A 23,581-nucleotide genomic window follows, 5' to 3' on the forward strand; every position below is an offset into this window, starting at 1 on the left:
GTTCTCAGTCGTGATCGGCGCCCTGTGACGGCGCAGGCGTCGCGGGCGGCGCCGCGCGCGCGGCGAGCTGCGCGTCGTACTTCGCGCGGGCCTCGCGCACCTCGGTGCGCGTCGATACTTCGGGCACCGCGACTTCCCACCACCAGCCACCGTCTTCCGTGGTGCGAGCCGGGTCGGTGTCGATGCTGATCACGTACGTGCCTCGCGCCGCGCGCGCGCGTTGCAGTGCCGCTTCGAGCTCGGCGAGATTGCGCGCATGCTCGGCTTGCGCGCCGAGCGCGCGCGCGTGCGCGGCGAAGTCGATGCGCGGCGCGCCTTCCGGTGCGTGCACGCAATCGTCGAGCAGATTGTTGAACGGTGCGCCACCGCAAGCCTGTTGCAGTCGATTGATGCAGCCGAAGCCGCGATTGTCGAGCACGACGACGATCAGCTTCGCGCCGAGCATCACCGAGCTCGCGATCTCGCTGTTCATCATCAGATAGCTGCCGTCGCCGAGAATCACGATCACCTCGCGCTCGGGCCGCGCGAGCTTGACGCCGAGGCCGCCCGCGATCTCGTAGCCCATGCACGAATAGCCGTATTCGACGTGATACGCGCCGGGCCGGCCCGCGCGCCATAGCTTGTGCAGATCGGCGGGCAGCGTGCCGGCCGCGCAGACGACGATGTCGTCGGTCGGCGAGTGCGCGCTCGAACGCTGCACCGCGCCGATCACGTCGCCCTCGTAGGGCAGTACCGCGTCGCGTTGGGGCGCATGGGTGAGCGTTTGCACGGTGTCGCGCCAGCTCGCCGCGAGCTTGTGCGCGCGCGCGGTCCAACTGCGCTCGGCGTGCCAGCCATGCAGCGGCCCCGTTAGCGCATCGAGCGCGAGTTTCACATCGGCTTCGACGACGAAGCCGCGATGCTTGAGCGCGTCGAATCCGTTCGCGTTGATCGCGATCACGTCGGCTTGCGTGAACAGCGTGTTCGAGCCGGTCGTGAAGTCCTGCAGCCGCGTGCCGAGCGCGAGCACGCAGTCGGCGTCATGCGCAAGCGCGTTGGCAGCCACTGAGCCGGTCACCCCGAGCGCGCCGGCATTCAGCGGATCGTTCCACGCGAGCGAGCTTTTGCCGGCCTGCGTTTCCGCGATCGGCACGCCATGCGCGCTTGCGAAACGGTGCAGCGCATCGGCCGCGCGGCTGTACAGCACGCCGCCGCCCGCGACGATCAACGGACGCTTCGCGTGCCGCAAGCGCGCGCACGCGGCGTCGATATCGTCGCTACGCGGCGCGGGTGCATGAAAGCGCACGACACGCGGCGTGAAAAAGTCCTCCGGGAAGTCCCACGCCTGCGCCTGCACGTCCTGCGGCAGCGCCAGCGTGACGGGGCCGCACAACGCGGCATCGGTGAGCACGCGGATCGCGCGCGGCAGCGCGCTCAGCAATTGCGCAGGATGCACGATGCGGTCGAAGTAGCGCGACAGCGGCTTGAACGCGTCATTCGCGGACACGCCGCCATCGTTGAAATCCTCGACCTGCTGCAAGACCGGATCGGGCGCGCGCGACACGAAGATGTCGCCGGGCAACAGCAGCACCGGCAAACGGTTCACGTGCGCGAGCGCGGCCGCGGTCAGCAGATTGGTGGCACCTGGGCCGATCGACGTCGTCACGGCCATCATGCGGCGGCGAAAGTGCGCCTTCGCGTAGGCGATCGCACTGTGCGCCATCGCCTGCTCGTTGTGCGCGCGCAAGGTCGGCAGCGCGTCGCGATGCTGATATAGCGCCTCGCCGATGCCCGCGACGTTGCCGTGACCGAAAATCGCGAACACGCCGCCGAACAGCGGTTCGACGTTGGTGCCGTCTTCGCTGGCGACGCGTTGCGCGGCCAGATAGCGCACGAGCGCCTGCGCCATCGTCAGGCGAATCGTGCCGCCGGTGCGCGCAGGCGCGGGCGCTTGCGTCGCGCCGCTGGCGGATGGGGTGTCGTCATGCATGATGCGCTCGTTCATGCGGCCTGCTCCTGATGAGCGTGATGAGGTGTGCCATGCGCCGCCGGTTCGCCGCGCGCACCGCGCCATGCGGCGATCAGCGTTTCGAACGTGAGGCGCACGCGCGCGATCAGTTCGTCGTCGCCAATTTCACCGGCGAGCCACGCATGACTCGGTTCGTGAAAGATCGTGCGGCCGACCGTGAAGCCGCGGCACGTCGCCGCTTGCGCGGCCGCGCGAAAGCCCTCGCTCAATTGCTCGACCGCCGCCGATAAACCGAGCAGCACGACGCCACGGCAATACGGATCGCGCTCGGCGATCAGCGCGTCGATGGCCTGCCATTGCGCGGCGTCCATCGGTTCGAGCTTCCACCACTCGGGGTAGATGCCGAGGTTGTAGATGCGCTTTAACGCGCGATACACGATGTTCGGTCCCTGCGGCAGCGACGCATGCTTCGGAGGAATCACTTCGAGCAGCAATTCGTGGCCGCTTGCCTGGGTCGCGTCGTACAGCGCACGCAGTTGCGCTTCCTGTTCGAGCCGCTGCTCGATCGGCTCGTCGGGATGAAACTGCACGAGGCATTTGACGACGTGTTCCTGCGGCCACGCGATCAACGTGGTGCCGATCGAACGACCATGATCGAACACGAGCGGCACGGAGCCGGGCAGTTCGACCGGGCGGCCGATCCACCAGCCGCGACCGGTCGCGGCATTCAGCGCGTCCTGACCATAGCGGTCGTCGATCAGTACGCCGATGCGTCCCTGCAAGTTCAATGCACGTTCGGTTTGCGCGACCGCTTCGACGAACAAGCCCTTCAACCGGGCAATGCGCGCTTCGTCGGCACCGGTCTGCTGCGCGAGTTCGAAGAACGGGTTGCGATGATCGAAAGCGAAGCCGAGCACCTCGTGCCACGCTTTGCGCGCCGGCGACACGCGATGCAGTCTTGCGAGCTTCGCATCGCGATCGGGGCGGCGCATGCGTTGCGGATCGGCCTGCGCTTCGTGCAGGAAGTAGTCGAGTTCGGCCGGTGTCGGCATCGCCGGGGCGCAGCCGTGTCGAGACACGACCAGCGCGCCGCTCGCATTCGCGGCGTGCGCGCAGGCGTCGAGCGGCTGATCGCGCAGCCAGCCGGAAAGGAAGCCGGAAGCGAACGCGTCGCCCGCGCCGAGCACGTTCAGCACTTCGACTTCGACGCCGCCATGAACCGGCGCATCGTCGAGCGATGCAGGCACCTCGCCGTCGATGATCTGACAGCCGAGCGGCCCGCGTTTCAGCACGAGCGTGGCCGGCGTCACCGCGCGCACCATCGCGAGCGCGCCGGCAAGGTCGGCCTTGCCGCTGGCGATGCGAAACTCTTCCTCGGTGCCGATCACCAGATCGAACAGCGGCAGAATCCGCTGCAAATGCGCGCTGACGCCTTCGCTCGCGACGAAACGCGTCTCGCCGTCGGCCTTGCCCGTGAGTCCCCACAGCACCGGGCGGTAGTCGATGTCGAGCACGGTGCGCACGTCGTTGCGGCGCGCGTAGTCGAGCGCGCGACGGCTCGTGCGATTGACCTGCTCGGTCGAGAAATGCGTGCCGGTGATCAGCAGCGCTTTCGACGACGCAATGAACGCCTCGTCGAAGTCGGCCTCGTCGACCGCCATGTCCGCGCAGTTCTCGCGGTAGAAGATCAGCGGAAAGGTGTCACGGTCCTTCAGGCCGAGCAGCACGAGCGCGGTCAGCCGATCGTGATCGATGCGCACGCGACTCACGTCGCAGCCTTCCTTCGTGAGCGTCTCCGTCAGGAAGCGCCCCATGTGATCGTTGCCGACGCGTGCCAGCATGGCTGCGGCAAGCCCGAGCCGGGCGCAGCCGAACGCGATGTTCGCCGACGAGCCGCCGAGATACTTCGCGAAGCTCGACACGTCTTCGAGCCGTGCGCCGACCTGCTGCGCGTACAGATCGACGGCCAGCCGGCCGAGGCACACGATGTCGCGGGCGCGCCCCGGCGCGAACCGGCTGTCCGCTGCGTTACCGCTGGAGGTGCTGGAGTGAGCCATGAATAGTCCTGAGTAACAGTGCGCGGGAGGTGCGCGTCGGACAGCCGGGCGAAACGCGCCGAGGCTGGACGTGCCGCGCGAATCGGTCAGATCGTCGCGCCTTCGAGTTCGCCGATCATCTTCTGCATCTCGGCGCCGCCGGCCATCATGTCGAGCACTTCGTTCTTGCTGATCGTCTGTTTGGTGAACGTGCCGAGCGAGCGGCCGCGATTGAGCAGCGTGAACGAATCGCCGATCGGATACGCGTGGTGCACGTTGTGCGTGATGAAGATCACCGAGATGCCTTTGGCGCGCGCCTTGTGGATCAGCTTCAGCACGTTGAAGCTCTGCTTGACGCCGAGCGCGGCGGTCGGTTCGTCGAGAATCAGCACGCGCGCGCCGAAGTGGATCGCGCGCGCAATCGCCAGACATTGACGCTCGCCGCCCGACATCGTGCCGATCGGCTGATGCGGGTCGCGCACGTTGATGCCCATTTCGGCGAGCTTGTCGCGCGCGGTGGTTGCGCAGGTTTCGAGGTCCATCACGTTCAGAAGGCCGAACAGCTTTTTCTGCGGCTCGCGGCCCATGAAAAAATTGCGCGCGACCGATAGCAGCGGCACCAGCGCGAGATCCTGGTAGACGGTTGCGATACCGAGATCGAGCGCGTCTTTCGGCGACGTGAAGTGCACCGGTTTGCCGTCCACCCGGTAGGTGCCTTTGCTCGGCTGATACACGCCCGCGAGCGTCTTGATCAGCGTCGACTTGCCGGCGCCGTTGTCGCCGAGCAGGCAATGCACTTCGCCGCGTATGAGGCGCAGCGTGATGTCGTTCAGCGCGATGATGTTGCCGAAATAACGGCTGACGTTTTCCAGCGACAAAATGATGTCGTCGGTGTTTTGCTCGGGGGTGCTCATCGTGAACCTCCGTCTAGCGCGATGCCGCGACGCGGCCGCGCACGTAGTGGTTGAACAGCACGGCGAACAGCAGCATCACGCCGAGGAACACGCGGAACCAGTCGGAATCGACGTTGGTGTACGTGATGCCGATCTGCACGACGCCGAAGATCAACGCACCGAAGCATGCGCCGATCACCGAGCCGTAGCCGCCTGTCAGCAGCGTGCCGCCGATCACCGCGGCGATGATCGCCTCGAACTCCGCCTGCAAACCGCGGTCGGCCGCGGCCGAACCGATGTCGCACACCTGAAGTACTGCATACAGGGCCGAGCAGAACGCGGTCAGCACGAACAGCGAAATCTTCACGCGACGTACCGGCACGCCGACGTTCTTGGCCGCGTTGGCATCGCCGCCGACCGCGAAAATCCAGTTGCCGAAGCGCGTCTTGGCGAGCGTGAACGCACAGACCACGGCGAGCACGAGCCACCACAGCAGCACCTTCGGAATGCCCGGCACGAGCGGCGTGCCGTTGTCGAGCAGCTTCACGAGGCCGAGGTGGCCGAGCCACACGAACAGACCTTTGAACGCGACGCCCTGGAAGAACGTGTGCGCGAACCAGTCCTGACGCGCGACGTCGCCGACGCCGGAGATGATGGTGCGATCGGCGAACATCACCGATAGCGCGAGCGTGAGACCGCGCAGTATGAACAGGAACGCGAGCGTGACGATGAACGACGGCAGGCGCGTGCGTATCACCAGATAGCCGTTGAGCGCGCCGAGCAGCATCGAGCCGACGAACGCGAACAGGATCGCCAGCCAGATCGGCCAGTGGAAGTACATGGTCGGCAGCGCGACCATCATGCCGGCAAAGCCGATCATCGAACCGATCGACAGATCGAACTCGCCGGCGATCATCAGCAGGCACGCGCCGACCGAGATCAGACCGAGATAGGCGGCGACCTGCGCCCAGTTCATCACGCCGTCGAGGTTGAACATCCCCGAGTTGCCGGCCGCCACGCCGAACACGATGAACACCATCACGGTGCCGGCGAGCGCCGCGAATTCCGGTCGGCCGAGCAGATGGCGGAACCAGGATTGCTCGCGCACGCGTTCGTCGACGGCAGCGGATTGCGAGGCGGTCGTCGCAGCAGACTTCGCCGGGTCCTGCGGATCAGGCGGCGGTTGCTTGCGGTGATGGGGATGAAACAGGTCGGCGACACCCATTGAAGCTCTCCTTGATACGCCCGCGACCGGCGGGTCGGCGCAATGCCGTGGGCGTTTGCGAATCCGCTGAGCGGGCGGGCGCCGGCAAGACGCCATGCGTCCCGCCGGTCACTGCCTTTTAACCTGGCCGCCGGCGCGGCGGCTTAGGCGCGCGATGCGATGCGTTGCCGTGCGTTCAGCGGTACTGGCCGGCGTACTTCAGCACCTTGTCGACGTTGGCCTTCGTGATGAAGCCCGGGCCCGAGCCGATATTGCGCGGCCCGTAGGACGGCGTGAGCCCATAAGTGGCAAGACGCTCCTTGAACTTCGGATTCGCCTGCAGGATCTCGCGGATTTTGGCCGGATCGGTGGTGTGGTCCTTCTTCACGATCGCGAGCACGGCAACCGGGATATAGCCCTGCAAGTACGGTTGCTGGTCGATCGCGAACTGGATCGTGCCGTCCTGGATGCCCTTCGCGATGTCGCTGTCGAAGTCGAACGTCGCGAACCAGATCTTGCCGGCGAGGCCCATCTGCTGCAGCGCCTTCAGCGTCGGATCGGCCGACAGCGGACCGAGCGTCAGCACCGCCTGGGTATCCGGATGATTGCGCAGGAACGCGCTGACCTTCGACTGCACGCCGGTCGGGTCCTGGCCCGTGTCGAGCGTCGAGGTTTTGAAGTTGGCGCCGATCGCTTCGGCGAAACCGCGGCAGCGTTCGAACGAAGCCGGGTTCGTCGCGTAGTGGTTCACGCACAGGAACGACTTGATGCCGGCGGCCTTGGCCTTTTCTCCGGCGGCTTTGCCGGCCGCGAACTCGGGCTGGCCGACGTGCATGATCGCGCCGAGCTTCGCGCTTTGCTCCTCGGTGCCCGAATTGATCGTGACGAGCGGAATGTGCTTCTCGGTGACCTTCGCGATCGAACTCTTCAGCACGTCGAAGTCGGCGATCGACACGATCACGCCGTCGTAGTTGCGCGCGGCCGCCTGTTCGATGAGACGCGCCATGTCGGCGATGTCGCCGTTCGGCGGATTGCGGTAGTCGGTCTGAACGTTGAAGTCCTCGTCGGCCTGCTTGATCGCGTTCTTGATCGTGTTCCACCACGAGTCCGAATCCGGCGCGTGGCTGATCAGCACGAAGTGGGCCTCCGCCGCGCGGGCGGCCGAGGCCGCGCCGAATCCCGTCGCCAACGTCAACGCCGTCACCAGAATCCTGAGCGTTGCCTTGCCTCTGCAAAGTCTCATTGTCTCCACCTTTCTCGGTCTGTCGTTCGTTATTGAGGGAGCGACTGGCGGGCGGCTTTCCATTCCGATGACCCACACAACGAGGCCGAAGCGCCATCGCTCACGACCAAGAGTAGGTCATCTTCCGAAGCCTTGCAAAGAAAATTTCATGACAAATAAAAATGGAAAATACGTTCCATTTGACGGGGTGGCCGCCTATACTCGGCAACGTCGGATGCACGTTGCGGCGCGCCGCGGGCGCGTCTGCCGCATTGCAGGAAACCCCGAGAGGCAGTCATGGCGGAACAGATCACCGAAGAAACGGTGCCGAGCGTCGACGAATTGATGCAGCGCATCGCGGATACCTACGAGTCGCTGCCGCGGCAGTTGAAAAGCGTCGCGACGTACATCGAGCAGCATCGCTCGAGCGTGATGATGGATCGCACGAGCGATATCGCCGCGAGCTGCGGCGTGCATCCGTCGGCGGTCGTGCGCTTTGCGCAGCGTTTCGGCTTTTCCGGGTTTTCGGATCTGCAGGCGGTGTTTCGTCAGGCGTATACGGGGCAGGGCGTGTCGTCGTCGAGCTATCAGCAGCGCATCCGCAAGCTGATCGACGAGAAGCCCGGCACCTTGTCGGGCGGCGCGGTCGCGCGCGAGTTCATCGCCGCGTCGCGCGGCGGCCTCGAAGAACTCGAAGCGGGCCTCGACGACAAGCAGTTCGACGCCGCCGTGAAGATGCTGCAGCAGGCCGACAACATCTACGTGATCGGCGTGCGACGCTCGTTTCCGGTCGCGAGCTACATCGTCTATGCGTTGCAGCACACGCATAAGCGCGTGCATCTGGTGTCTGGCTTCGGCGGCATGTATCGCGAGCAGATCCGCAGCGTCAGGAAGGGAGACGTGGTCATTGCGATCAGCTTCGCGCCATACGGCAAGGAGACGCAGTACTGTCTGCGCGTCGCGCATCATCATCAGGCGAAGACGCTCGTCATTACGGATAGCCAACTATCGCCGCTCGCACGCTACGCCAGCACGCAGCTGTACGTGAAAGAGGGCAGCGCGTTCGCGTTCCGCTCGCTGACCAGCACGATCTGCCTGTGCCAGGCGCTCTTCATCGCGCTCGCGTACAAGCTCGAACTGAACGTTGAAGAATCCAACGACACTGGAGGCTACGATGACTGACGCGGTAAACACGATCGACGTCGCCGTATTCGGCGCGGGGCGCATCGGCAAGATCCATGCGGCGAATCTCGCGCGGCAGCCCGGCGTGCGGCTCAAATACGTGGTCGACGTGAATCGCGAGGCGGCCGCCGCGCTCGCCGCGCAGCATGGCGCGCAGGTTGCGGATAGCGACGGCGCGATCGGCGATGCATCGATCGGCGCGACCGTGATCTGTTCGAGCACCGACACGCATGCGGACCTGATCGTCAAATCGGCCGCGCAGAACAAGCACGTGTTCTGCGAGAAGCCGGTCGATCTCACGTTGGAGCGCGCGCGGATGTGCGCAGAAGCGGTGGAGCGCGCCGGTGTCGTGTGCATGATCGGTTTTCAACGGCGCTTCGATCCGACGTTTTCCGCATTGAAAGCGCGTCTCGACGCGGGCGAGATCGGCACGCCGGAAATGCTCGTCGTCACGAGCCGCGATCCGGGCGCGCCGCCGGTCGAGTACATCCGGCACTCGGGCGGCATCTTCAAGGACATGCTGATTCACGACTTCGACATCTGTCGCTGGATTCTCGACGACGAAGCCGACACGCTGCACGCCACCGGCAGTTGCCTCACCGACCCCGCGATCGCCGACGCGGGCGACATCGATTCGACCGCGGTGACGATCCGCACGAAGCGCGGGCGGCTGTGCCAGATCAACACCGCGCGGCGCGCTGCCTACGGCTACGACCAGCGCTTCGAAGTGCTCGGCAGCACCGGCATGCTGCAGGCAGGCAACGTTCGGCCCACCGAAGTCACCGCGTACTCGAAGACGGAAGTATCGACCGACGTGCCCGAGGCGTTTTTTCTCGAACGCTATCGCGCGGCATACGCGCTCGAAATCGCGCATTTCTTCGACGCGGTCACGCATGGCAAGCCGGTGCGCACGACCGTCGCGGATGGCCTGAAAGCGCTCGAACTCGCGGAAGCCGCGACGCGGTCGTGGCGCGAGGGCCGCGCGGTCAAACTCGGCGAGGCAGCGCAATGAAGCCCGCCACGGAGCGCTTGCGGATCGGCGTGGTCGGCCTTGGGCGGCTTGGCAAGCGGCATGCGGAGAACCTCGCGTATCGCGTGCCGGGCGCGACGCTCACGGCCGCGTGCAGTCCGCTCGAAGATGAACTGGCATGGGCGCGTGATGCACTACCCGAACCGCGTCTATACACCGATGACGCGGACCTGCTCGCCGATCCGCGCGTCGACGCGGTATGGCTCGTCACGCCGTCATCGCTGCACGCGCAGCAGATCGTCGACGCATTGCGCGCCGGCAAGCATGTGTTCTGCGAAAAGCCGCTGTCGCTCGATGTCGCCGAATGCGAGCGCGTGCTGGCCGAAGCGGCGCGCTCTCCGCACCTGCAGGCGACGATCGGCTTCATGCGCCGCTTCGATCCGAGCTACCGCGACGCGTTCGATAAAATCGCCGCCGGCCAGATCGGCCGGCCATTCCTCGTGCGCTCGCAAACCACCGATAAAAACGACGACGACGGTTTCTTCGTGCGCTTCGCGGCGACCTCGGGCGGCATCTTTCTCGACTGCACGGTGCACGACATCGACGTCGCCCGCTGGCTGCTCGGCAAGCCGCGCGCGACGCGCGTGTTCGCGGCGGGCACGGTCGTGCTGCACGAGGGTCTGCGCGAATTCGGCGACGTCGACAACGGTGTCGCGATCTGCGAATTCGAGGGCGGTAAGCTCGCGATGTTCTACGCGTCGCGCACCCAGGCGCACGGCAACGATACGCACAGCGAAGTGATCGGCACGGCGGGCGCGCTGACGATCGGCCGCAATCCGCGCGCGAACCGCGTCGAGATCTACGACGCGACCGGCATTCGCAACGAGTGCACGCCGAACTTTTTCGACCGGTTCGAGGACGCGTTTCTGCACGAGGCACGCGCGTTCGTTGCATCGGTGCTAAAAGGACCGGGGAAGGGCGATGCGGCACAGCGTGGCGCGACGCTCGCCGATGCGCTCGAAGCGACGCGTATCGGCGTGGCGCTGCGCGAGTCGCTGCAAAGCGGTGAGGCGGTGACGCTGTAACGGCGCGCGGCAAGGCTCGCGCGTGGAAATGGGCGTCGTGGCGATGCCCGGCGCCGCCGCTCCGCCTGCTGTAAAATTTGACCCTCTGTCCGGCGTCGTCAGCGACGCCCCGTCCCGAAGGTCATCGTCGATGCAAATTCAGATTCACAAGGAAGTCGATGCGCGCGGGCTCATGTGCCCGCTGCCCATCCTGCGCGCCAAAAAGGCGCTCGCCGATATGGAAAGCGGCCAGATTCTCAAGGTGCTCGCCACCGATCCCGGCTCGCAGCGCGATTTCGCCGCGTTCGCGAAGCAGACCGGCAACGAGATCGTCGAAAGCTCGGCGCATGACAAGGTGTTTACCTTTCTGATGCGGCGTCGATGAGCTGCATTCGGTAAAACTGTCGGCCCGATGTAAAAAAGAAGGCGCTGTCCCCATTATTCGGGGTACAGCGCCTTCTTCGTTTCAGCCGGACTTTCGACGTCAGCCTTCGAGAACCGGCGAGCGGGTACGCAGATATTCTTCGAAATCGGCGGCTACTTCCGGGTGACGCAGGGCGAACTCGACGGTCGCCTTCAGGTAGCCCAGCTTGCTGCCGCAGTCGAAACGTGTGCCGTGATACTTGTACGCGAGCACCTGTTCGTCGGCGAGCAGCGACTGGATCGCGTCCGTCAGTTGCAATTCACCGCCCGCGCCCGGCTTGATGGAGCGCAGGTGATCGAAGATGCGCGGCTTCAGCACATAACGGCCCACCACGCCGAGGTTCGACGGCGCCACGCCCGGTTCCGGCTTTTCGACGATGCCCGACATCTTGATGATCGAGTCTTCCCATTCCTTGCCGTCGACGATGCCGTACGATTTCGTATCTTGCGGCGGGATCTCTTCGACGCCGATCACCGAACTGTGATAGTGATCGAACACCTCGATCATCTGCGTCATCACGGGCGGCGTGCCGTACAACAGGTCGTCCGCAAGAATCACGGCGAAAGGGTTGTCGCCTACCAGCTTCTCGGCGCACAGCACGGCGTGGCCGAGGCCCAGCGCCTCGGCCTGGCGCACGTAGAAGCAGTCGACGTGGCTCGGCTTGATGCTGCGCACGAGTTCGAGCAGCTTGTCCTTGCCGCGCGCCTCGAGTTCGGCCTCGATCTCATAGGACTTGTCGAAATGGTCTTCGATCGCGCGCTTGCTGCGGCCCGTGACGAAGATCATTTCGGTGATGCCGGCCGCCATCGCCTCTTCCACCGCGTACTGAATCAGCGGCTTGTCGACGATCGGCAGCATCTCCTTCGGGCTAGCCTTCGTGGCGGGGAGGAAGCGGGTGCCAAGACCGGCTACCGGAAAGACCGCCTTCGTAACTTTTAGCATGTGAATACCCTGAGTCCTCTGGTTTAAATCCTTGCCCGCCGTTGAGGGGGCGGGCGCGTCGGTCAGGCCGGCAAGCGGGCCAGTTGGGCTTTCAGCTTGCCGACGGTGGCTTCGAAATCGGCCAGCCGCTTCTGCTCCTGTTCCACGACCGCCGCCGGCGCCTTCGCAACGAAGGCCTGATTCTGTAGCTTACCGTTGCACTTGACGATTTCGGCGCTCAACCGCGTGATCTCTTTCGACAGGCGTTCGCGTTCGACCGCTGCGTCGATTTCGACCTTCAACACGAGCTTGTCCGTTCCTACGATAGCAATCGGCGCGCCATCCGCCTGGGCGTCGAGCGCGGCCTCGTCGGCGATGATCTGCACCTCCGACAGACGCGCAAGTGCCTGAGCGTAAGGCGCGAAAGTACGAAGACGCTCCGCATTGCCGGTGGCGAGCAACGGCACCTTCACCGCCGGCGACAGGTTCATTTCTCCGCGCAGATTACGGCATGCATCGATCACCGCTTTGAGGTCGTTCGCCCACCGCTCGGCGTCTTCATCGAGCTTCGACGGCTCCGCGACGGGGTACTGCTGCACCATGATGGACGCCTCGCCCTCGGCCTTGCCTTCCGGGTAGCGTCCCGCGAGCGGCGCCACTTTCTGCCACAGCGCTTCGGTGATGAACGGGATCACCGGATGCGCGAGGCGCAGCACCGTTTCGAGCACACGCAAAAGCGTCCGCCGCGTGGCACGCTGCTGGTTCGGCTGCCCCGTCTGGATCTGCACTTTGGCGAGTTCAACGTACCAGTCACAATATTCGTCCCATACGAACTTGTATATGGCGTTGGCCACATTGTCAAAACGATAGTCGGAAAAACCCTTGACGACTTCCGCTTCCACGCGCTGCAGTTGCGACACGATCCAGCGGTCGGCCTGCGAGAAATGCAGATTGCCTTCTGGCCCGCATTCGCCACATTGCGCCGGCTGGCCGAAACCGCAGTCGTGGCCTTCGCAGTTCATCAGCACGAAGCGCGTGGCGTTCCACAGCTTGTTGCAGAAGTTGCGATAGCCTTCGCAGCGCGCGAGGTCGAAATTGACGTTGCGGCCGAGCGTGGCCATCGACGCCATCGTGAAGCGCAGCGCGTCGGTGCCGAACGCCGCAATGCCGTCCGGAAACTCCTTGCGGGTCTTCTTCTCGATCGACGCGGCCAGCTTCGGATTCATCAAGCCGGTGGTGCGCTTCGCGACGAGCGCGTCGAGGTCGATGCCATCGACGATGTCGATCGGGTCGAGCGTGTTGCCCTTGCTCTTCGACATCTTCTGGCCTTCGGCGTCGCGCACGAGACCGTGCATATAGACCGTTTCGAACGGCACCTTGCCCGTGAAGTGCGTGGTCATCATGACCATGCGCGCGACCCAGAAGAAGATGATGTCGAAGCCGGTTACGAGCACCGACGACGGCATGAAGTGCTTCAGCTCTTCGGTTTCGTTCGGCCAGCCGAGCGACGAGAACGGCACCAGAGCGGACGAGAACCACGTGTCGAGCACGTCTTCGTCGCGCTTCAACGCCCCCGTGTAGCCGGCCGCGACGGCCTTCGCGCGCGCGTCCTCTTCGGTCTTGGCGACGAACACTTCGCCGTTTTCGCCGTACCACGCCGGAATCTGGTGACCCCACCACAGCTGACGCGAGATGCACCAGTCCTGGATGTTTTCGAGCCACTGGTAGTACGTGGTGGTCCAGTTTTCCGGCACGAATCTGATCTGGCCGTTGCGCACGACGTCGAGCGCGGTTTCGGTGATCGACTTGCCCGGATTGAACGTGCCTTCGGGCGCCGGCTTGCTCATCGCGACGAACCACTGGTCGGTCAGCATCGGCTCGATCACGACGCCGGTGCGGTCGCCGCGCGGCACCATCAGCTTGTGCGGCTTGACCGATTCGAGCGCACCGAGCGCCTCGAGATCGGCGACCACCAGCTTGCGGGCTTCGAAACGGTCGAGGCCGCGGTATTTTTCGGGCGCGTTGTCGTTGATCTTCGCGTCGAGCGTGAGGATTTCGATTTGCGGCAGCTTGTGGCGTAGGCCGACCTGATAATCGTTGAAATCATGCGCGGGCGTGACCTTGACGACGCCTGTGCCGAATTCGCGGTCGACGTAATCGTCGGCGATGATCGGCACTTCGCGGTTCGACAGCGGCAGCGTGATGGTCTTGCCGATCAGGTGGGCGTAGCGCTCGTCTTCCGGGTGCACCATCACGGCGGTGTCGCCGAGCATGGTTTCCGGACGGGTGGTGGCGACGGTCAGATGGCCCGAGCCGTCGGTCAACGGATAGTGGATGTGCCACAGGTGGCCGTTTTCTTCTTCGCTGACCACTTCGAGGTCGGATACGGCGGTGAGCAGTACCGGGTCCCAGTTCACGAGGCGCTTGCCGCGATAGATCAGGCCCTGTTCATACAGACGCACGAACACGTCGCGCACGGTGGCCGACGTCTTGTCGTCCATCGTGAAGTATTCGCGCGACCAGTCGATCGATGCACCGAGACGACGCACCTGATTCGTGATCGTGGAGCCGGATTGCTGCTTCCACTCCCACACGCGCTCGACGAACTTCTCGCGGCCGAGGTCGTGGCGCGACACGCCCTGCGCGTCGAGCTGGCGTTCGACGACGATCTGCGTGGCGATGCCCGCGTGGTCGGTGCCCGGCACCCACAGCGTGTTCTCGCCGAGCATGCGGTGATAGCGGGTCAGGCCGTCCATGATGGTCTGGTTGAACGCGTGGCCCATGTGCAGCGTGCCCGTGACGTTCGGCGGCGGCAACTGGATCGAGAAATCCTTGCGGTTCGCGTCGAAGGAGGGCGCGGCGTAGGTGCGCTTTTCCCATTCAGGGCCCCAGTGGGCTTCGATGGTGTGGGGTTCGAAGCTTTTTGCAAGCGTCGAGGTCGGGTCGCTCGGGGTGTCGCTCATGTTTCTGTTAAAGGCAGGATTTTGGAGGCGGGGAAGGGTTGATTATAGCTGGACGAGGTTTTTTGCCGGTCGGCGGCCGGTGTGGACAGGGGTTATGCTTTTTTCGTTGTTCTGGCTTGGTTGGCCTTTCCTTGCTGACTTATCGGTCTATTAGCGTTGCCCCTGTGCGGGGCGGCACCTACTTTCTTTGCTGCTGCAAAGAAAGTAGGCAAAGAAGACAGCTCAAACCGCAAACTTTTAAGCGGGTCCCCTTGCTTGGAGGGGGTAGTGGTGCATCTGGAATCCGGGCCCCCGCACATTCCCCCGTTCGTGACAAAGCCATCATCCCTCCCGCTCCGCACTGCGTGCGTCGCGGACGGGTCTGCCAGGGAAACCAATGGTTTTGCCCGCTCAGCGGGGACCCTCGGCTGCGCCTCGGCGACGCGCCGAAACGACCAGTGGTTTTTGAGCGGGGATTCGGCGCGCGTAGCGCCGCCGGAAGAATGACTGCCTTGTCACTAGCGCGGAATGTGCGGGAGCACGGATTCCAGATGCACCACTACCTCACGCGGACCGAGGGACCCGCTTAAGAGTTGGCGGTTTGAGCTGTCTTCTTTGCCTACTTTCTTTGCAGCAGCAAAGAAAGTAGGTGCCGCCCCGCACAGGGGCAACGCTAATAGACCGACAAGACAACAAGGAAAGGCCAACACCGCCAGAACAACGAAAAAACCCCAACCCATATCCAGAAGAACAAAAAAAACCAAAAAAAGCGCCGCCCCCGCCGGGGCATATAATGTCCCCCGAACTGCGCCTAAGCAAAAAAATGCCCGACCTCCTCTCGAATCTAAACCCCGAACAACACGCCGCCGTAACGCTCCCGAATGAGCCCGCCCTGATCCTGGCGGGCGCCGGCAGCGGCAAAACCCGCGTCCTGATCACCCGCATCGCGTGGCTGATTCAGCAAGGCCTCGCGTCCCCCGCGACCGTCCTCGCGGTGACCTTCACGAACAAAGCCGCCCGCGAAATGATGGCGCGCCTCTCGGCGCTATTGCCGATCGACACGCGCGGCATGTGGATCGGCACGTTCCACGGCCTGTGCAACCGTATGCTGCGCGCGCATCACCGCGACGCCGGGCTGCCCGCCACGTTCCAGATTCTCGATACCGCGGACCAGCTGTCGGCGATCAAGCGCCTGATGAAGGGCCTCAACATCGACGACGAAAAGTACCCCGCGAAAAATCTCCAGTACTTCATCAACAACGCGAAAGAGCAGGGCCTGCGCCCCAAAGACGTCGACGCCACCGACAACTTCAACCGCAAGTTCGTCGAACTCTACGAAGCCTACGATCAGCAATGCCAGCGCGAAGGCGTCGTCGACTTCCCCGAGCTGCTGCTGCGCTGCTACGAACTGCTCGCGCACAATCCGCCGCTGCGCGCGCATTACCAGGCGCGCTTCAGGCACATCCTCGTCGACGAGTTTCAGGACACCAACAAGCTGCAATACGCGTGGCTGAAGCTGCTCGCGGGCCAGCACAACGCAATCTTCGCGGTCGGCGACGACGACCAGTCGATCTACGCGTTCCGCGGCGCGAACGTCGGCAACATGCGCGACTTCGAGCACGAGTTCAACGTGCGCAATCTGATCAAGCTCGAGCAGAACTATCGTTCGCACGGCCATATTCTCGATGCCGCCAACCAGCTGATCGCGAACAACTCGCGACGCCTCGGCAAGAATCTGCGTACCGACGCGGGTCACGGCGAACCGGTGCGCGTCTACGAATCGGCGACCGATTCGCAGGAGGCCGGCTGGATCGTCGAAGAGATCCGCGCGCTGATCAACACCGGCCTGTCGCGCAGCGAAATCGCGGTGCTCTACCGCAGCAACGCGCAGTCGCGCACGATCGAGCACACGCTCGTCAACGCGGGCATCGCGTATCGCGTGTATGGCGGCCTGCGCTTTTTCGAACGTCAGGAAGTCAAGCACGCGCTCGCATACCTGCGCCTGATCGACAACCCGAACGACGACACCGCGTTCGGCCGCGTCGTCAATTTCCCGACTCGCGGCATCGGCGCGCGTTCGATCGAACAGCTCGCCGACGCGGCGCGTCTGTACAACTGCTCGATGGCCGCGGCGATTCCGTACGTCGCCGGCAAGGCCGGCTCGAGCCTCGCCGCGTTCGCGAACCTCGTCGGCAAGATGCGCGCCGACACGCAGCAGATGAGCCTGCCGGAGACCGTCGAGTACGTGGTCCGCGCGAGCGGTCTCGCCGACTTCTATCAGAACGAGCGCGAAGGCCAGGAGCGGCTCGAGAACCTGCAGGAACTCGTCAACGCGGCCGCCGCGTTCGTCAGCGAGGAAGGCTACGGGCTCGATACGCCCGCGCGCTCGATTCCGCTGCGCCCAGGAGCCAGCGCCGCGCCCGAACTCGCGGTCGCGACCGACGATCCGACCACGGTGGTCCTCGACGCACCGGGCGTCGCCGATCCGGCGCAAAACCCCGACACGATGACGCCGCTCGCGGGCTTTCTGTCGCACGCATCGCTCGAAGCGGGCGACAACCAGGCGCAGGCCGGCCAGGAAGCGGTGCAGCTGATGACGGTGCACGCGGCAAAGGGGCTCGAATTCACCGCGGTGTTCATCACCGGCCTCGAAGAGGGGCTGTTCCCGCACGAGAACAGCGCGATGGAGGCCGACGGCCTCGAAGAGGAGCGGCGTCTGATGTACGTCGCGATCACGCGCGCGAAGGAGCGGCTGTACCTGTCTTTCGCGCAGAGCCGGATGCTGCACGGCCAGACCCGCTACAACATCCGCTCGCGTTTCTTCGACGAATTGCCGCACGAAACGCTGAAGTGGCTGACGCCGAAGGTCGAGGCGGGCTCGCGCTGGGGCGGCCGCTCGGACAACGCCGGCTACGGGCGCGACTGGTTCGCGCGGCCGGGGTACGGCGGCGGTTCGGCGTCGACGGCGGCGGTGACCTCCGCGCCGGCGCCCGCGTTCGCGAACGAGCAACGCGCGGCCGACACGGGCTTCCGCGTCGGCCAGCAGGTGTTCCATACCAAGTTCGGCGAAGGCACGATCACCGCACTCGAAGGCAACGGCACCGACGCGAAAGCGCAGGTCCGCTTCAAGCGGCACGGCGAAAAGTGGCTGGCGCTGGCGGTGGCTAAATTGCAGGCGGTCGAATGAGCACGCCCTTGAATCTCAGCCACGATGCGCGGCGGCCGCTCGGCGTTCTGGCCGCGTTACCGCAGGAACTCGGCGACCTGATCGAAGCGATGCGCGCCGAGTCCGGCGTGCGCACGGTCACGCACGGCCAGCGTGACTACCACGTCGGCACCGTGCACGGCACGCCGTGCGTCGTCACGCTCGCGCGCATCGGCAAGGTCGCGGCGGCCGCGACGGTCAGTGCGCTAATCCACGCGTTCGATGTCGAGGCGATCGTGTTCACCGGTGTCGCGGGCGGTGTCGGCGGCGACGTGCATGTCGGCGATATCGTCGTTGCGAGCGCGCTGATGCAGCACGATGTCGACGCGTCGCCGCTTTTTCCGCGCTTCGAGGTGCCGCTGCTCGGCATGTCGCGCTTCACCACCGATGCGGCGCTCGCCGACCGTCTGATGGCCGCATGCGAGCAGTTCGTCGCCGAGGAAGGCGCGGCCTGCGCGGTGCGCTTCGGCACGCGCGCGCCGCGCGTGCATCGCGGCTTGATCGTCAGCGGCGATCAGTTCGTCGCGAGCGCGGCGGCCGTCGCGGCGTTGCGCGACGCGCTGCCCGATGCGCTCGCGGTCGAGATGGAAGGCGCGGCGATCGCGCAGGTCTGCTACGAGTACGGCGTGCCGTGCGCGGTCGTGCGCACGATCTCCGATACCGCCGACGACCACGCGCCCGGATCGTTCATGTCGTTCCTGACCGGGATCGCGGGCACGTATTCGAACGCGATTCTCGCGCGCTTTCTCGGCACGCGGGACACCGCGGGCTGAGCGCCCGCTTGTTCGTCCGCCTGGTCGCCCGCTGATTGGCCCGCTTATTCCTTCCTGCCGTCGCCGAGCGCGTCGCGCACCTGCTGCAGCGCGGCCGGATCTTCGATCGTCGGCAAATCGCCCGGCTCGCGCCCTTCGGCGAGCGCCGCGATAGCGCGGCGCAATAGCTTGCCGGAGCGCGTCTTCGGCAGCATCGATACCATCACCACGCGCGCGGGCCGCGCAATCGAGCCGAGATGGCGGTCGACCGTCATCGCCAGCTCGGCTTCGAGCCGCGCGCGCTCGCTCGGGTCGCCTTCTCCCTGCGCGCCGCGCAGCACGACGAAGGCCATCGCCGCCTGACCCTTGAGCGGATCGGTCACACCGACCACCGCGACTTCCGCGACAGCCGCATGGCTCGACAGCGCCTCCTCGATCTCGCGCGTGCCGAGGCGATGGCCCGCGACGTTGATGACGTCGTCGGTGCGGCCGAGGATCGTCACGTAGCCGTCCTCGTCCTGCACGCCCCAGTCGAACGTCGAATACACCTGCTGGTTCGGCACGCTCGACCAGTAGGTGCCGACGAAGCGCTTGTCGTCGCGCCATACCGTCGACATGCAGCCCGGCGGCAGCGGATAGTCGAGCGTCAGCACGCCTTTCTCGCCGGGCGCGCAGGGCTCGCCGGTCAGCTCGTCGCGCACGGTCAGGCTATAGCCGATCGAGGGCACGCCCGGCGAACCGAGCTTGGTCGGCAGTGCCTCGATGCCGCGCGGAATGGCGAGCATCGGCCAGCCGGTTTCGGTCTGCCAGTAGTTGTCGATCACCGGCTTGTTCAACGCGTTGGAGATCCATTCGGCGGTCGGTTCGTCGAGTGGTTCGCCGGCGAGAAACAGCGTACGCAGGCTCGACAGATCGGCTGCCTTCATCAGCGCCGGGTCCTGCTTCTTCAGCACGCGTATCGCGGTCGGCGCGGTGAACATCAGGTTGATCTTGTGCTGTTCGACGAGCCGCCACCAGATGCCGCCGTCCGGACGAATCGGCGTGCCTTCGTACATTACGGTGGTCAGCCCCGCGATCAGCGGCGCGTACACGATGTAGCTGTGGCCGACCACCCAGCCGACGTCGGACGCGGTGAACATGGTGTCGCCGGGCTTGCCCTCGAAGATGTATTCCATCGATGCCGCGAGCGCGACCGCATAGCCGCCGACATCGCGCTGCACGCCCTTCGGTTTGCCGGTCGTGCCCGACGTGTACAGCACGTACGACGGCTCGTTCGATTCGAGCCACTCGCACGGGACGTGGGCGTCGAAGAACTGTTCGCGCAGCGGCTCGTAGGCGACGAGGTAGGGTGCGTTCAGTCGCGCGGGCGCGAGCTGCCGGTCGATCAGCAGCACATGCGGTGTCTTGTGCATGGCGCGCGCGAGCGCTTCGTCGACGAGCGGCGTGTAGTCGACCACCTTGCCGCCGCGCGCGCCGGCGTCCGCAGTGACGATCAGCACGGGCTTCGCGTCGTCGATACGCGTGGCGAGGTTCGGCGCGGCGAAGCCGCCGAACACGACCGAGTGGATCGCGCCGAGCCGCGCGCAGGCGAGCATCGCGAACAGCGCCTCGGGGATCATCGGCAGATAGATCAGCACGACGTCGCCGCGCTTCACGCCGAGCGAGCGCATGACGGCGGCCATCCGGTTGATTTCGGCGTACAGATCGGCATACGTGTAGTGCCGCTCGATGCCGGTTTCGGTCGATACGTAGACGAGCGCGTTCTGCTGCGCGCGTTCGGCCAGATGCCGGTCGACCGCGTTATGGCAGAGGTTCGTGCGACCGCCGACGAACCAGCGCGCGAACGGCGGCTTCGAGCGGTCGAGCACGGTGCCGAATGGCGTGTGCCAGTGAATGCGCTGGGCTTCTTCGCGCCAGAAGGCTTCGGGATGGTCGATCGAGCGGCGGTGGAAATCGCGGTAGCGGGTCATCGGCGGCGATCCTCGTGCGGCGGGAGTGGACGGGGTTGGATGAAACGGAATCGCAAATTGCGCGCCGGTGCGGCGCTGGTTATGCGCTCAAGCATAGCCACGGGCGGGAGGGGGGGCAAGCGGGTTCGCCGTAAGGGCGAAGGGCAACAGAAGAAAGTCGTTGTTCGTCATTTTCATCCGTCGCCCATTTGTTGTTTCTGCTCCGCCAGGTAGGGTAGAGGCGATCAACGTGACAGGTCGTTTTCCCCCAGGATGGTGAGGCTTGCATGTTCAATCGACACGCTTCCGAGCGTGGTAGATCGGGCGTTCCTGCCTGCGCGACCTGAAGGAGGCGGCTACGCCGTCGCCAGATCGCTACATTCCATTGACGGTTAGGTACTGACATGCGGAAGTCCAGCATCGCCCGTTTTCTCGCTGGCGTAGTTCTGCTTGCCCTTGACGTTGCGGTTGCTGCGTTTAACGTGATTAACCTGGACGAAGCGTATGGAAGCGGCGAGCCCTATTATTCGCGCACGACGAACATGGACAAGTGGAGCGATCCTTTGCCGGTGCTGGCTGTTGTCGACGGTGTTGTGGTTATCGTCATTGCGGTGGGTTTTTTGCTGTGGAGGCGGATGCGGGGCTAAGGCGAGGGTGGTGTTCTTTGCGGTGTTGGCCTTTCCTTGCTGACTTATCGGTCTATTGGCGTTGCCCCTGTGCGGGGCGGCACCTACTTTCTTTGCTGCTGCAAAGAAAGTAGGCAAAGAAGACAGCTCAAACCGCCAACTCTTAAGCGGGTCCCTCGGTCCGCATGAGGTAGTGGTGCATCTGGAATCCGTGCTCCCGCACATTCCGCGCCAGTGACAAGGCAGTCATTCTTCCGGCGGCGCTACGCGCGCCGAAACCCCGCTCAAAAACCACCGGTTGTTTCGGCGCATCGCCGAGGCGCAGCCGACGGCCCCCGCTGCGCGGGCCAAACCATTGGTTTCCCAGGCAGACCCGTCCGCGACGCACGTAGTGCGGAGTGGGAGGGATGATGGCTTTGTCACGAACGGGGAATGTGCGGGGGCACGGATTCCAGATGCACCACTACCCCTTCCGAGCCAGGGGACCCGCTTAAGAGTTTGCGGTTTGAGCTGTCTTCTTTGCCTACTTTCTTTGCAGCAGCAAAGAAAGTAGGTGCCGCCCCGCACAGGGGCAACGCTAATAGACCGACAAGACAACAAGGAAAGGCCAACAAAGCCAGAACAACGAAAAAAGCCCCGCCCCGCACAGGGGCAACGCTAAAAAACCGACAAGCCAGCAAGGAAAGGCCAACACCACACGATAAGGAAAAAGCCCCAACCCCGCGGCACGCGCTCACCCTTTAACCCGCTTCCCCTCAACATCCGGCAACAAAACAGTGAGCACCCCAATCAACGGCAAAAACGAACAAACCTTATAAACAAACACAATACTGGTAGCGTCAGCGAGTTCCCCAAGCACCGCGGCGCCCACCCCCCCAAGCCCAAAGGCAAAACCAAAGAACAACCCAGCCACCATCCCAACCTTCCCAGGAATCAACTCCTGCGCATAAACAAGAATCGCCGAGAACGCCGAGGCGAGCACCACCCCAATAACAACCGTCAGCACACCAGTCCAGAACAGATTCGCATACGGCAACAGCAGCGTAAAAGGCGCGACGCCAAGAATCGACACCCAGATCACGTACTTGCGCCCGATCCTGTCGCCGATCGGCCCGCCGATCACCGTACCCGCCGCGACCGCCGCGAGGAACACGAACAGATGGATCTGCGCGGCCTGCACCGACAGATGGAACCTGTCGATCAGGTAGAACGTGAAATAGCTATTGATGCTGGCGAGATAGAAGTACTTGGAGAACACCAGCAACACCAGCACGCTCATCGCCAGGATGATCTTGTTACGCGGCAGCGTCACATGCGCGCCCTGGCCGCGCGCCTTCCTGACCGACGGATGACGCTTGTACCAGCGGCCGATCTGCGTGAGCACGACGATCGCGACGAGCGCCGCCGCCGAGAACCACGCGATGCTGCGTTGCCCGTGCGGAATCACGATCAGCGCGGCGAGCAGCGGCCCGAGCGACGAACCCGCATTGCCGCCGACCTGGAACAACGACTGCGCGAGACCGTGACGGCCACCCGAGGCCATCCGCGCGACTCGCGACGACTCCGGATGGAACACCGACGACCCGCAGCCGACCAGCGCCGCGGCGACCAGCAGCACGCCGAAGTTCGGCGCGACCGACATCAACAGCAGCCCGGTCAGCGTGAAGCCCATGCCGACCGGCAGCGAGTACGGCTTCGGATGTTTGTCGGTATAGCTGCCGACGAGCGGCTGCAGCAGCGACGCGGTGATCTGGTAGGTCAGCGTGATCAGACCGATCTGCCCGAACGATAACGAGAAGTTGTCCTTGAACATCGGGTAGATGGCGAGGATCAGCGACTGGATCATGTCGTTGAGCAGGTGCGAAAAGCTGATCGCACCGAGCACGGAATACACCGTGCGCTGGACCTTGGCGGCCGCCGGCGCAGCGGCGGCCGGGGACGTGCTCGCCCCCGTGGCGGATGCGCCGGCAAGGGCGCTTTTATCGAGGCTCGTTTCCATACGCTAGAAAAAAGATCGGGAAAACGGTGGAATGAAAGATCGGCACCGAAAACCGGTGCGGGCAGCACGCCTCGTAGGCGCGTTCCGCGAAGCACTGCGGCGTTTCGTCGCGGCAACCGGCGTTTTGAATATCTAGCCGAAGTTTAATGTGGCCGAAGCGAATTGTAAGGACAAGTTTTGTCGCGAATCGGACAAGGGGGCGGATGACTTTTCATTCGGCGGTGAAAGGACGAATCGTCAGCTC

16 protein-coding genes are annotated in these 23,581 nt (G+C 64.5%); 7 read left to right on the forward strand and 9 right to left on the reverse strand.

Features of this window, described 5'->3' with window-relative positions; translation table 11 throughout:
- Window positions 1–4 precede the first annotated feature (4 nt).
- The 5 genes from iolD to OKW38_RS24555 form a co-directional block, all read right to left on the reverse strand.
- Window positions 5–1,984, reverse strand: a complete 1,980-nt coding sequence (iolD, locus tag OKW38_RS24535) for a 3D-(3,5/4)-trihydroxycyclohexane-1,2-dione acylhydrolase (decyclizing) (protein ID WP_429363386.1) — start codon at window positions 1,982–1,984, stop codon at window positions 5–7.
- Complete coding sequence (locus OKW38_RS24540) at window positions 1,981–4,005, reverse strand: bifunctional 5-dehydro-2-deoxygluconokinase/5-dehydro-2-deoxyphosphogluconate aldolase (protein WP_429363387.1); 2,025 nt, start codon at window positions 4,003–4,005, stop codon at window positions 1,981–1,983. The genes iolD and OKW38_RS24540 overlap by 4 nt, the downstream gene beginning before the upstream one ends.
- A gap of 86 nt (window positions 4,006–4,091) precedes the next feature.
- On the reverse strand, window positions 4,092–4,898 hold the full coding sequence (locus OKW38_RS24545; RefSeq protein ID WP_090801043.1) for an ATP-binding cassette domain-containing protein: 807 nt from the start codon (window positions 4,896–4,898) through the stop codon (window positions 4,092–4,094).
- A gap of 13 nt (window positions 4,899–4,911) precedes the next feature.
- Entirely contained in the window at window positions 4,912–6,102 is a 1,191-nt protein-coding gene (locus tag OKW38_RS24550; protein WP_429363389.1) for an ABC transporter permease, read from the reverse strand.
- A 175-nt stretch (window positions 6,103–6,277) separates the two neighbouring features.
- The gene (locus tag OKW38_RS24555) at window positions 6,278–7,324 is read right to left on the reverse strand and encodes a sugar ABC transporter substrate-binding protein (protein WP_090801040.1); all 1,047 of its coding nucleotides are present in this window, start codon (window positions 7,322–7,324) and stop codon (window positions 6,278–6,280) included.
- A 276-nt stretch (window positions 7,325–7,600) separates the two neighbouring features.
- Between OKW38_RS24555 and OKW38_RS24560 the strand changes: the two genes are divergently transcribed.
- From OKW38_RS24560 to OKW38_RS24575, 4 genes are all read left to right on the forward strand, one after another.
- Window positions 7,601–8,485 (forward strand): MurR/RpiR family transcriptional regulator, encoded by an 885-nt coding sequence (locus OKW38_RS24560; RefSeq protein ID WP_429363391.1) that lies wholly within the window; start codon window positions 7,601–7,603, stop codon window positions 8,483–8,485.
- Window positions 8,478–9,497, forward strand: a complete 1,020-nt coding sequence (iolG, locus tag OKW38_RS24565; protein ID WP_429363393.1) for an inositol 2-dehydrogenase — start codon at window positions 8,478–8,480, stop codon at window positions 9,495–9,497. Before OKW38_RS24560 ends, iolG begins: the two co-directional genes overlap by 8 nt.
- Window positions 9,494–10,540, forward strand: a complete 1,047-nt coding sequence (locus OKW38_RS24570; RefSeq protein ID WP_429363395.1) for a Gfo/Idh/MocA family oxidoreductase — start codon at window positions 9,494–9,496, stop codon at window positions 10,538–10,540. Before iolG ends, OKW38_RS24570 begins: the two co-directional genes overlap by 4 nt.
- Window positions 10,541–10,676: 136 nt before the next feature.
- Window positions 10,677–10,904 (forward strand): sulfurtransferase TusA family protein, encoded by a 228-nt coding sequence (locus OKW38_RS24575; protein ID WP_026225937.1) that lies wholly within the window; start codon window positions 10,677–10,679, stop codon window positions 10,902–10,904.
- Between the two features lie 99 nt (window positions 10,905–11,003).
- Here the strand turns inward: OKW38_RS24575 and galU are convergent, their stop codons facing one another.
- Window positions 11,004–11,885, reverse strand: coding sequence for a UTP--glucose-1-phosphate uridylyltransferase GalU (gene galU / locus OKW38_RS24580; protein WP_090801031.1), 882 nt, complete (start codon window positions 11,883–11,885; stop codon window positions 11,004–11,006).
- 62 nt (window positions 11,886–11,947) lie between these two features.
- Window positions 11,948–14,827, reverse strand: a complete 2,880-nt coding sequence (locus OKW38_RS24585) for a valine--tRNA ligase (protein ID WP_429363397.1) — start codon at window positions 14,825–14,827, stop codon at window positions 11,948–11,950.
- Between the two features lie 802 nt (window positions 14,828–15,629).
- Here OKW38_RS24585 and OKW38_RS24590 point away from each other — a divergent pair.
- Both OKW38_RS24590 and OKW38_RS24595 read left to right on the forward strand, forming a co-directional pair.
- Window positions 15,630–17,993, forward strand: a complete 2,364-nt coding sequence (locus OKW38_RS24590) for a UvrD-helicase domain-containing protein (protein WP_090801027.1) — start codon at window positions 15,630–15,632, stop codon at window positions 17,991–17,993.
- Window positions 17,990–18,784, forward strand: coding sequence for a 5'-methylthioadenosine/adenosylhomocysteine nucleosidase (locus OKW38_RS24595; protein WP_429335027.1), 795 nt, complete (start codon window positions 17,990–17,992; stop codon window positions 18,782–18,784). The genes OKW38_RS24590 and OKW38_RS24595 overlap by 4 nt, the downstream gene beginning before the upstream one ends.
- A 44-nt stretch (window positions 18,785–18,828) precedes the next feature.
- Here OKW38_RS24595 and OKW38_RS24600 read toward each other — a convergent pair whose 3' ends face one another.
- On the reverse strand, window positions 18,829–20,733 hold the full coding sequence (locus OKW38_RS24600) for a propionate--CoA ligase (protein ID WP_429363399.1): 1,905 nt from the start codon (window positions 20,731–20,733) through the stop codon (window positions 18,829–18,831).
- Window positions 20,734–21,116: 383 nt separating this feature from the next.
- Between OKW38_RS24600 and OKW38_RS24605 the strand changes: the two genes are divergently transcribed.
- Complete coding sequence (locus OKW38_RS24605; RefSeq protein ID WP_429335025.1) at window positions 21,117–21,359, forward strand: hypothetical protein; 243 nt, start codon at window positions 21,117–21,119, stop codon at window positions 21,357–21,359.
- A gap of 712 nt (window positions 21,360–22,071) precedes the next feature.
- On the opposite strand, the gene OKW38_RS24610 is transcribed toward OKW38_RS24605, so the two are convergent.
- The gene (locus OKW38_RS24610) at window positions 22,072–23,337 is read right to left on the reverse strand and encodes an MFS transporter (RefSeq protein WP_429335024.1); all 1,266 of its coding nucleotides are present in this window, start codon (window positions 23,335–23,337) and stop codon (window positions 22,072–22,074) included.
- Window positions 23,338–23,581 lie beyond the last annotated feature (244 nt).

The organism is Paraburkholderia sp. MM5496-R1 (assembly GCF_050436205.1).
Lineage (GTDB): Bacteria > Pseudomonadota > Gammaproteobacteria > Burkholderiales > Burkholderiaceae > Paraburkholderia > Paraburkholderia tuberum.

What these genes read in the sequence shown, in the direction of transcription:
- iolD (WP_429363386.1), bottom strand. Translation starts at nt 1,984, where the DNA reads ATGAACGAGCGCATCATGCATGACGACACCCCATCCGCCAGCGGCGCG.
- OKW38_RS24555 (WP_090801040.1), bottom strand. Translation starts at nt 7,324, where the DNA reads ATGAGACTTTGCAGAGGCAAGGCAACGCTCAGGATTCTGGTGACGGCG.
- OKW38_RS24595 (WP_429335027.1), top strand. Translation starts at nt 17,990, where the DNA reads ATGAGCACGCCCTTGAATCTCAGCCACGATGCGCGGCGGCCGCTCGGC.
- OKW38_RS24545 (WP_090801043.1), bottom strand. Translation starts at nt 4,898, where the DNA reads ATGAGCACCCCCGAGCAAAACACCGACGACATCATTTTGTCGCTGGAA.
- OKW38_RS24605 (WP_429335025.1), top strand. Translation starts at nt 21,117, where the DNA reads ATGCGGAAGTCCAGCATCGCCCGTTTTCTCGCTGGCGTAGTTCTGCTT.
- galU (WP_090801031.1), bottom strand. Translation starts at nt 11,885, where the DNA reads ATGCTAAAAGTTACGAAGGCGGTCTTTCCGGTAGCCGGTCTTGGCACC.
- OKW38_RS24610 (WP_429335024.1), bottom strand. Translation starts at nt 23,337, where the DNA reads ATGGAAACGAGCCTCGATAAAAGCGCCCTTGCCGGCGCATCCGCCACG.
- OKW38_RS24560 (WP_429363391.1), top strand. Translation starts at nt 7,601, where the DNA reads ATGGCGGAACAGATCACCGAAGAAACGGTGCCGAGCGTCGACGAATTG.
- OKW38_RS24590 (WP_090801027.1), top strand. Translation starts at nt 15,630, where the DNA reads ATGCCCGACCTCCTCTCGAATCTAAACCCCGAACAACACGCCGCCGTA.
- OKW38_RS24600 (WP_429363399.1), bottom strand. Translation starts at nt 20,733, where the DNA reads ATGACCCGCTACCGCGATTTCCACCGCCGCTCGATCGACCATCCCGAA.
- OKW38_RS24550 (WP_429363389.1), bottom strand. Translation starts at nt 6,102, where the DNA reads ATGGGTGTCGCCGACCTGTTTCATCCCCATCACCGCAAGCAACCGCCG.
- OKW38_RS24585 (WP_429363397.1), bottom strand. Translation starts at nt 14,827, where the DNA reads ATGAGCGACACCCCGAGCGACCCGACCTCGACGCTTGCAAAAAGCTTC.
- iolG (WP_429363393.1), top strand. Translation starts at nt 8,478, where the DNA reads ATGACTGACGCGGTAAACACGATCGACGTCGCCGTATTCGGCGCGGGG.
- OKW38_RS24570 (WP_429363395.1), top strand. Translation starts at nt 9,494, where the DNA reads ATGAAGCCCGCCACGGAGCGCTTGCGGATCGGCGTGGTCGGCCTTGGG.
- OKW38_RS24540 (WP_429363387.1), bottom strand. Translation starts at nt 4,005, where the DNA reads ATGGCTCACTCCAGCACCTCCAGCGGTAACGCAGCGGACAGCCGGTTC.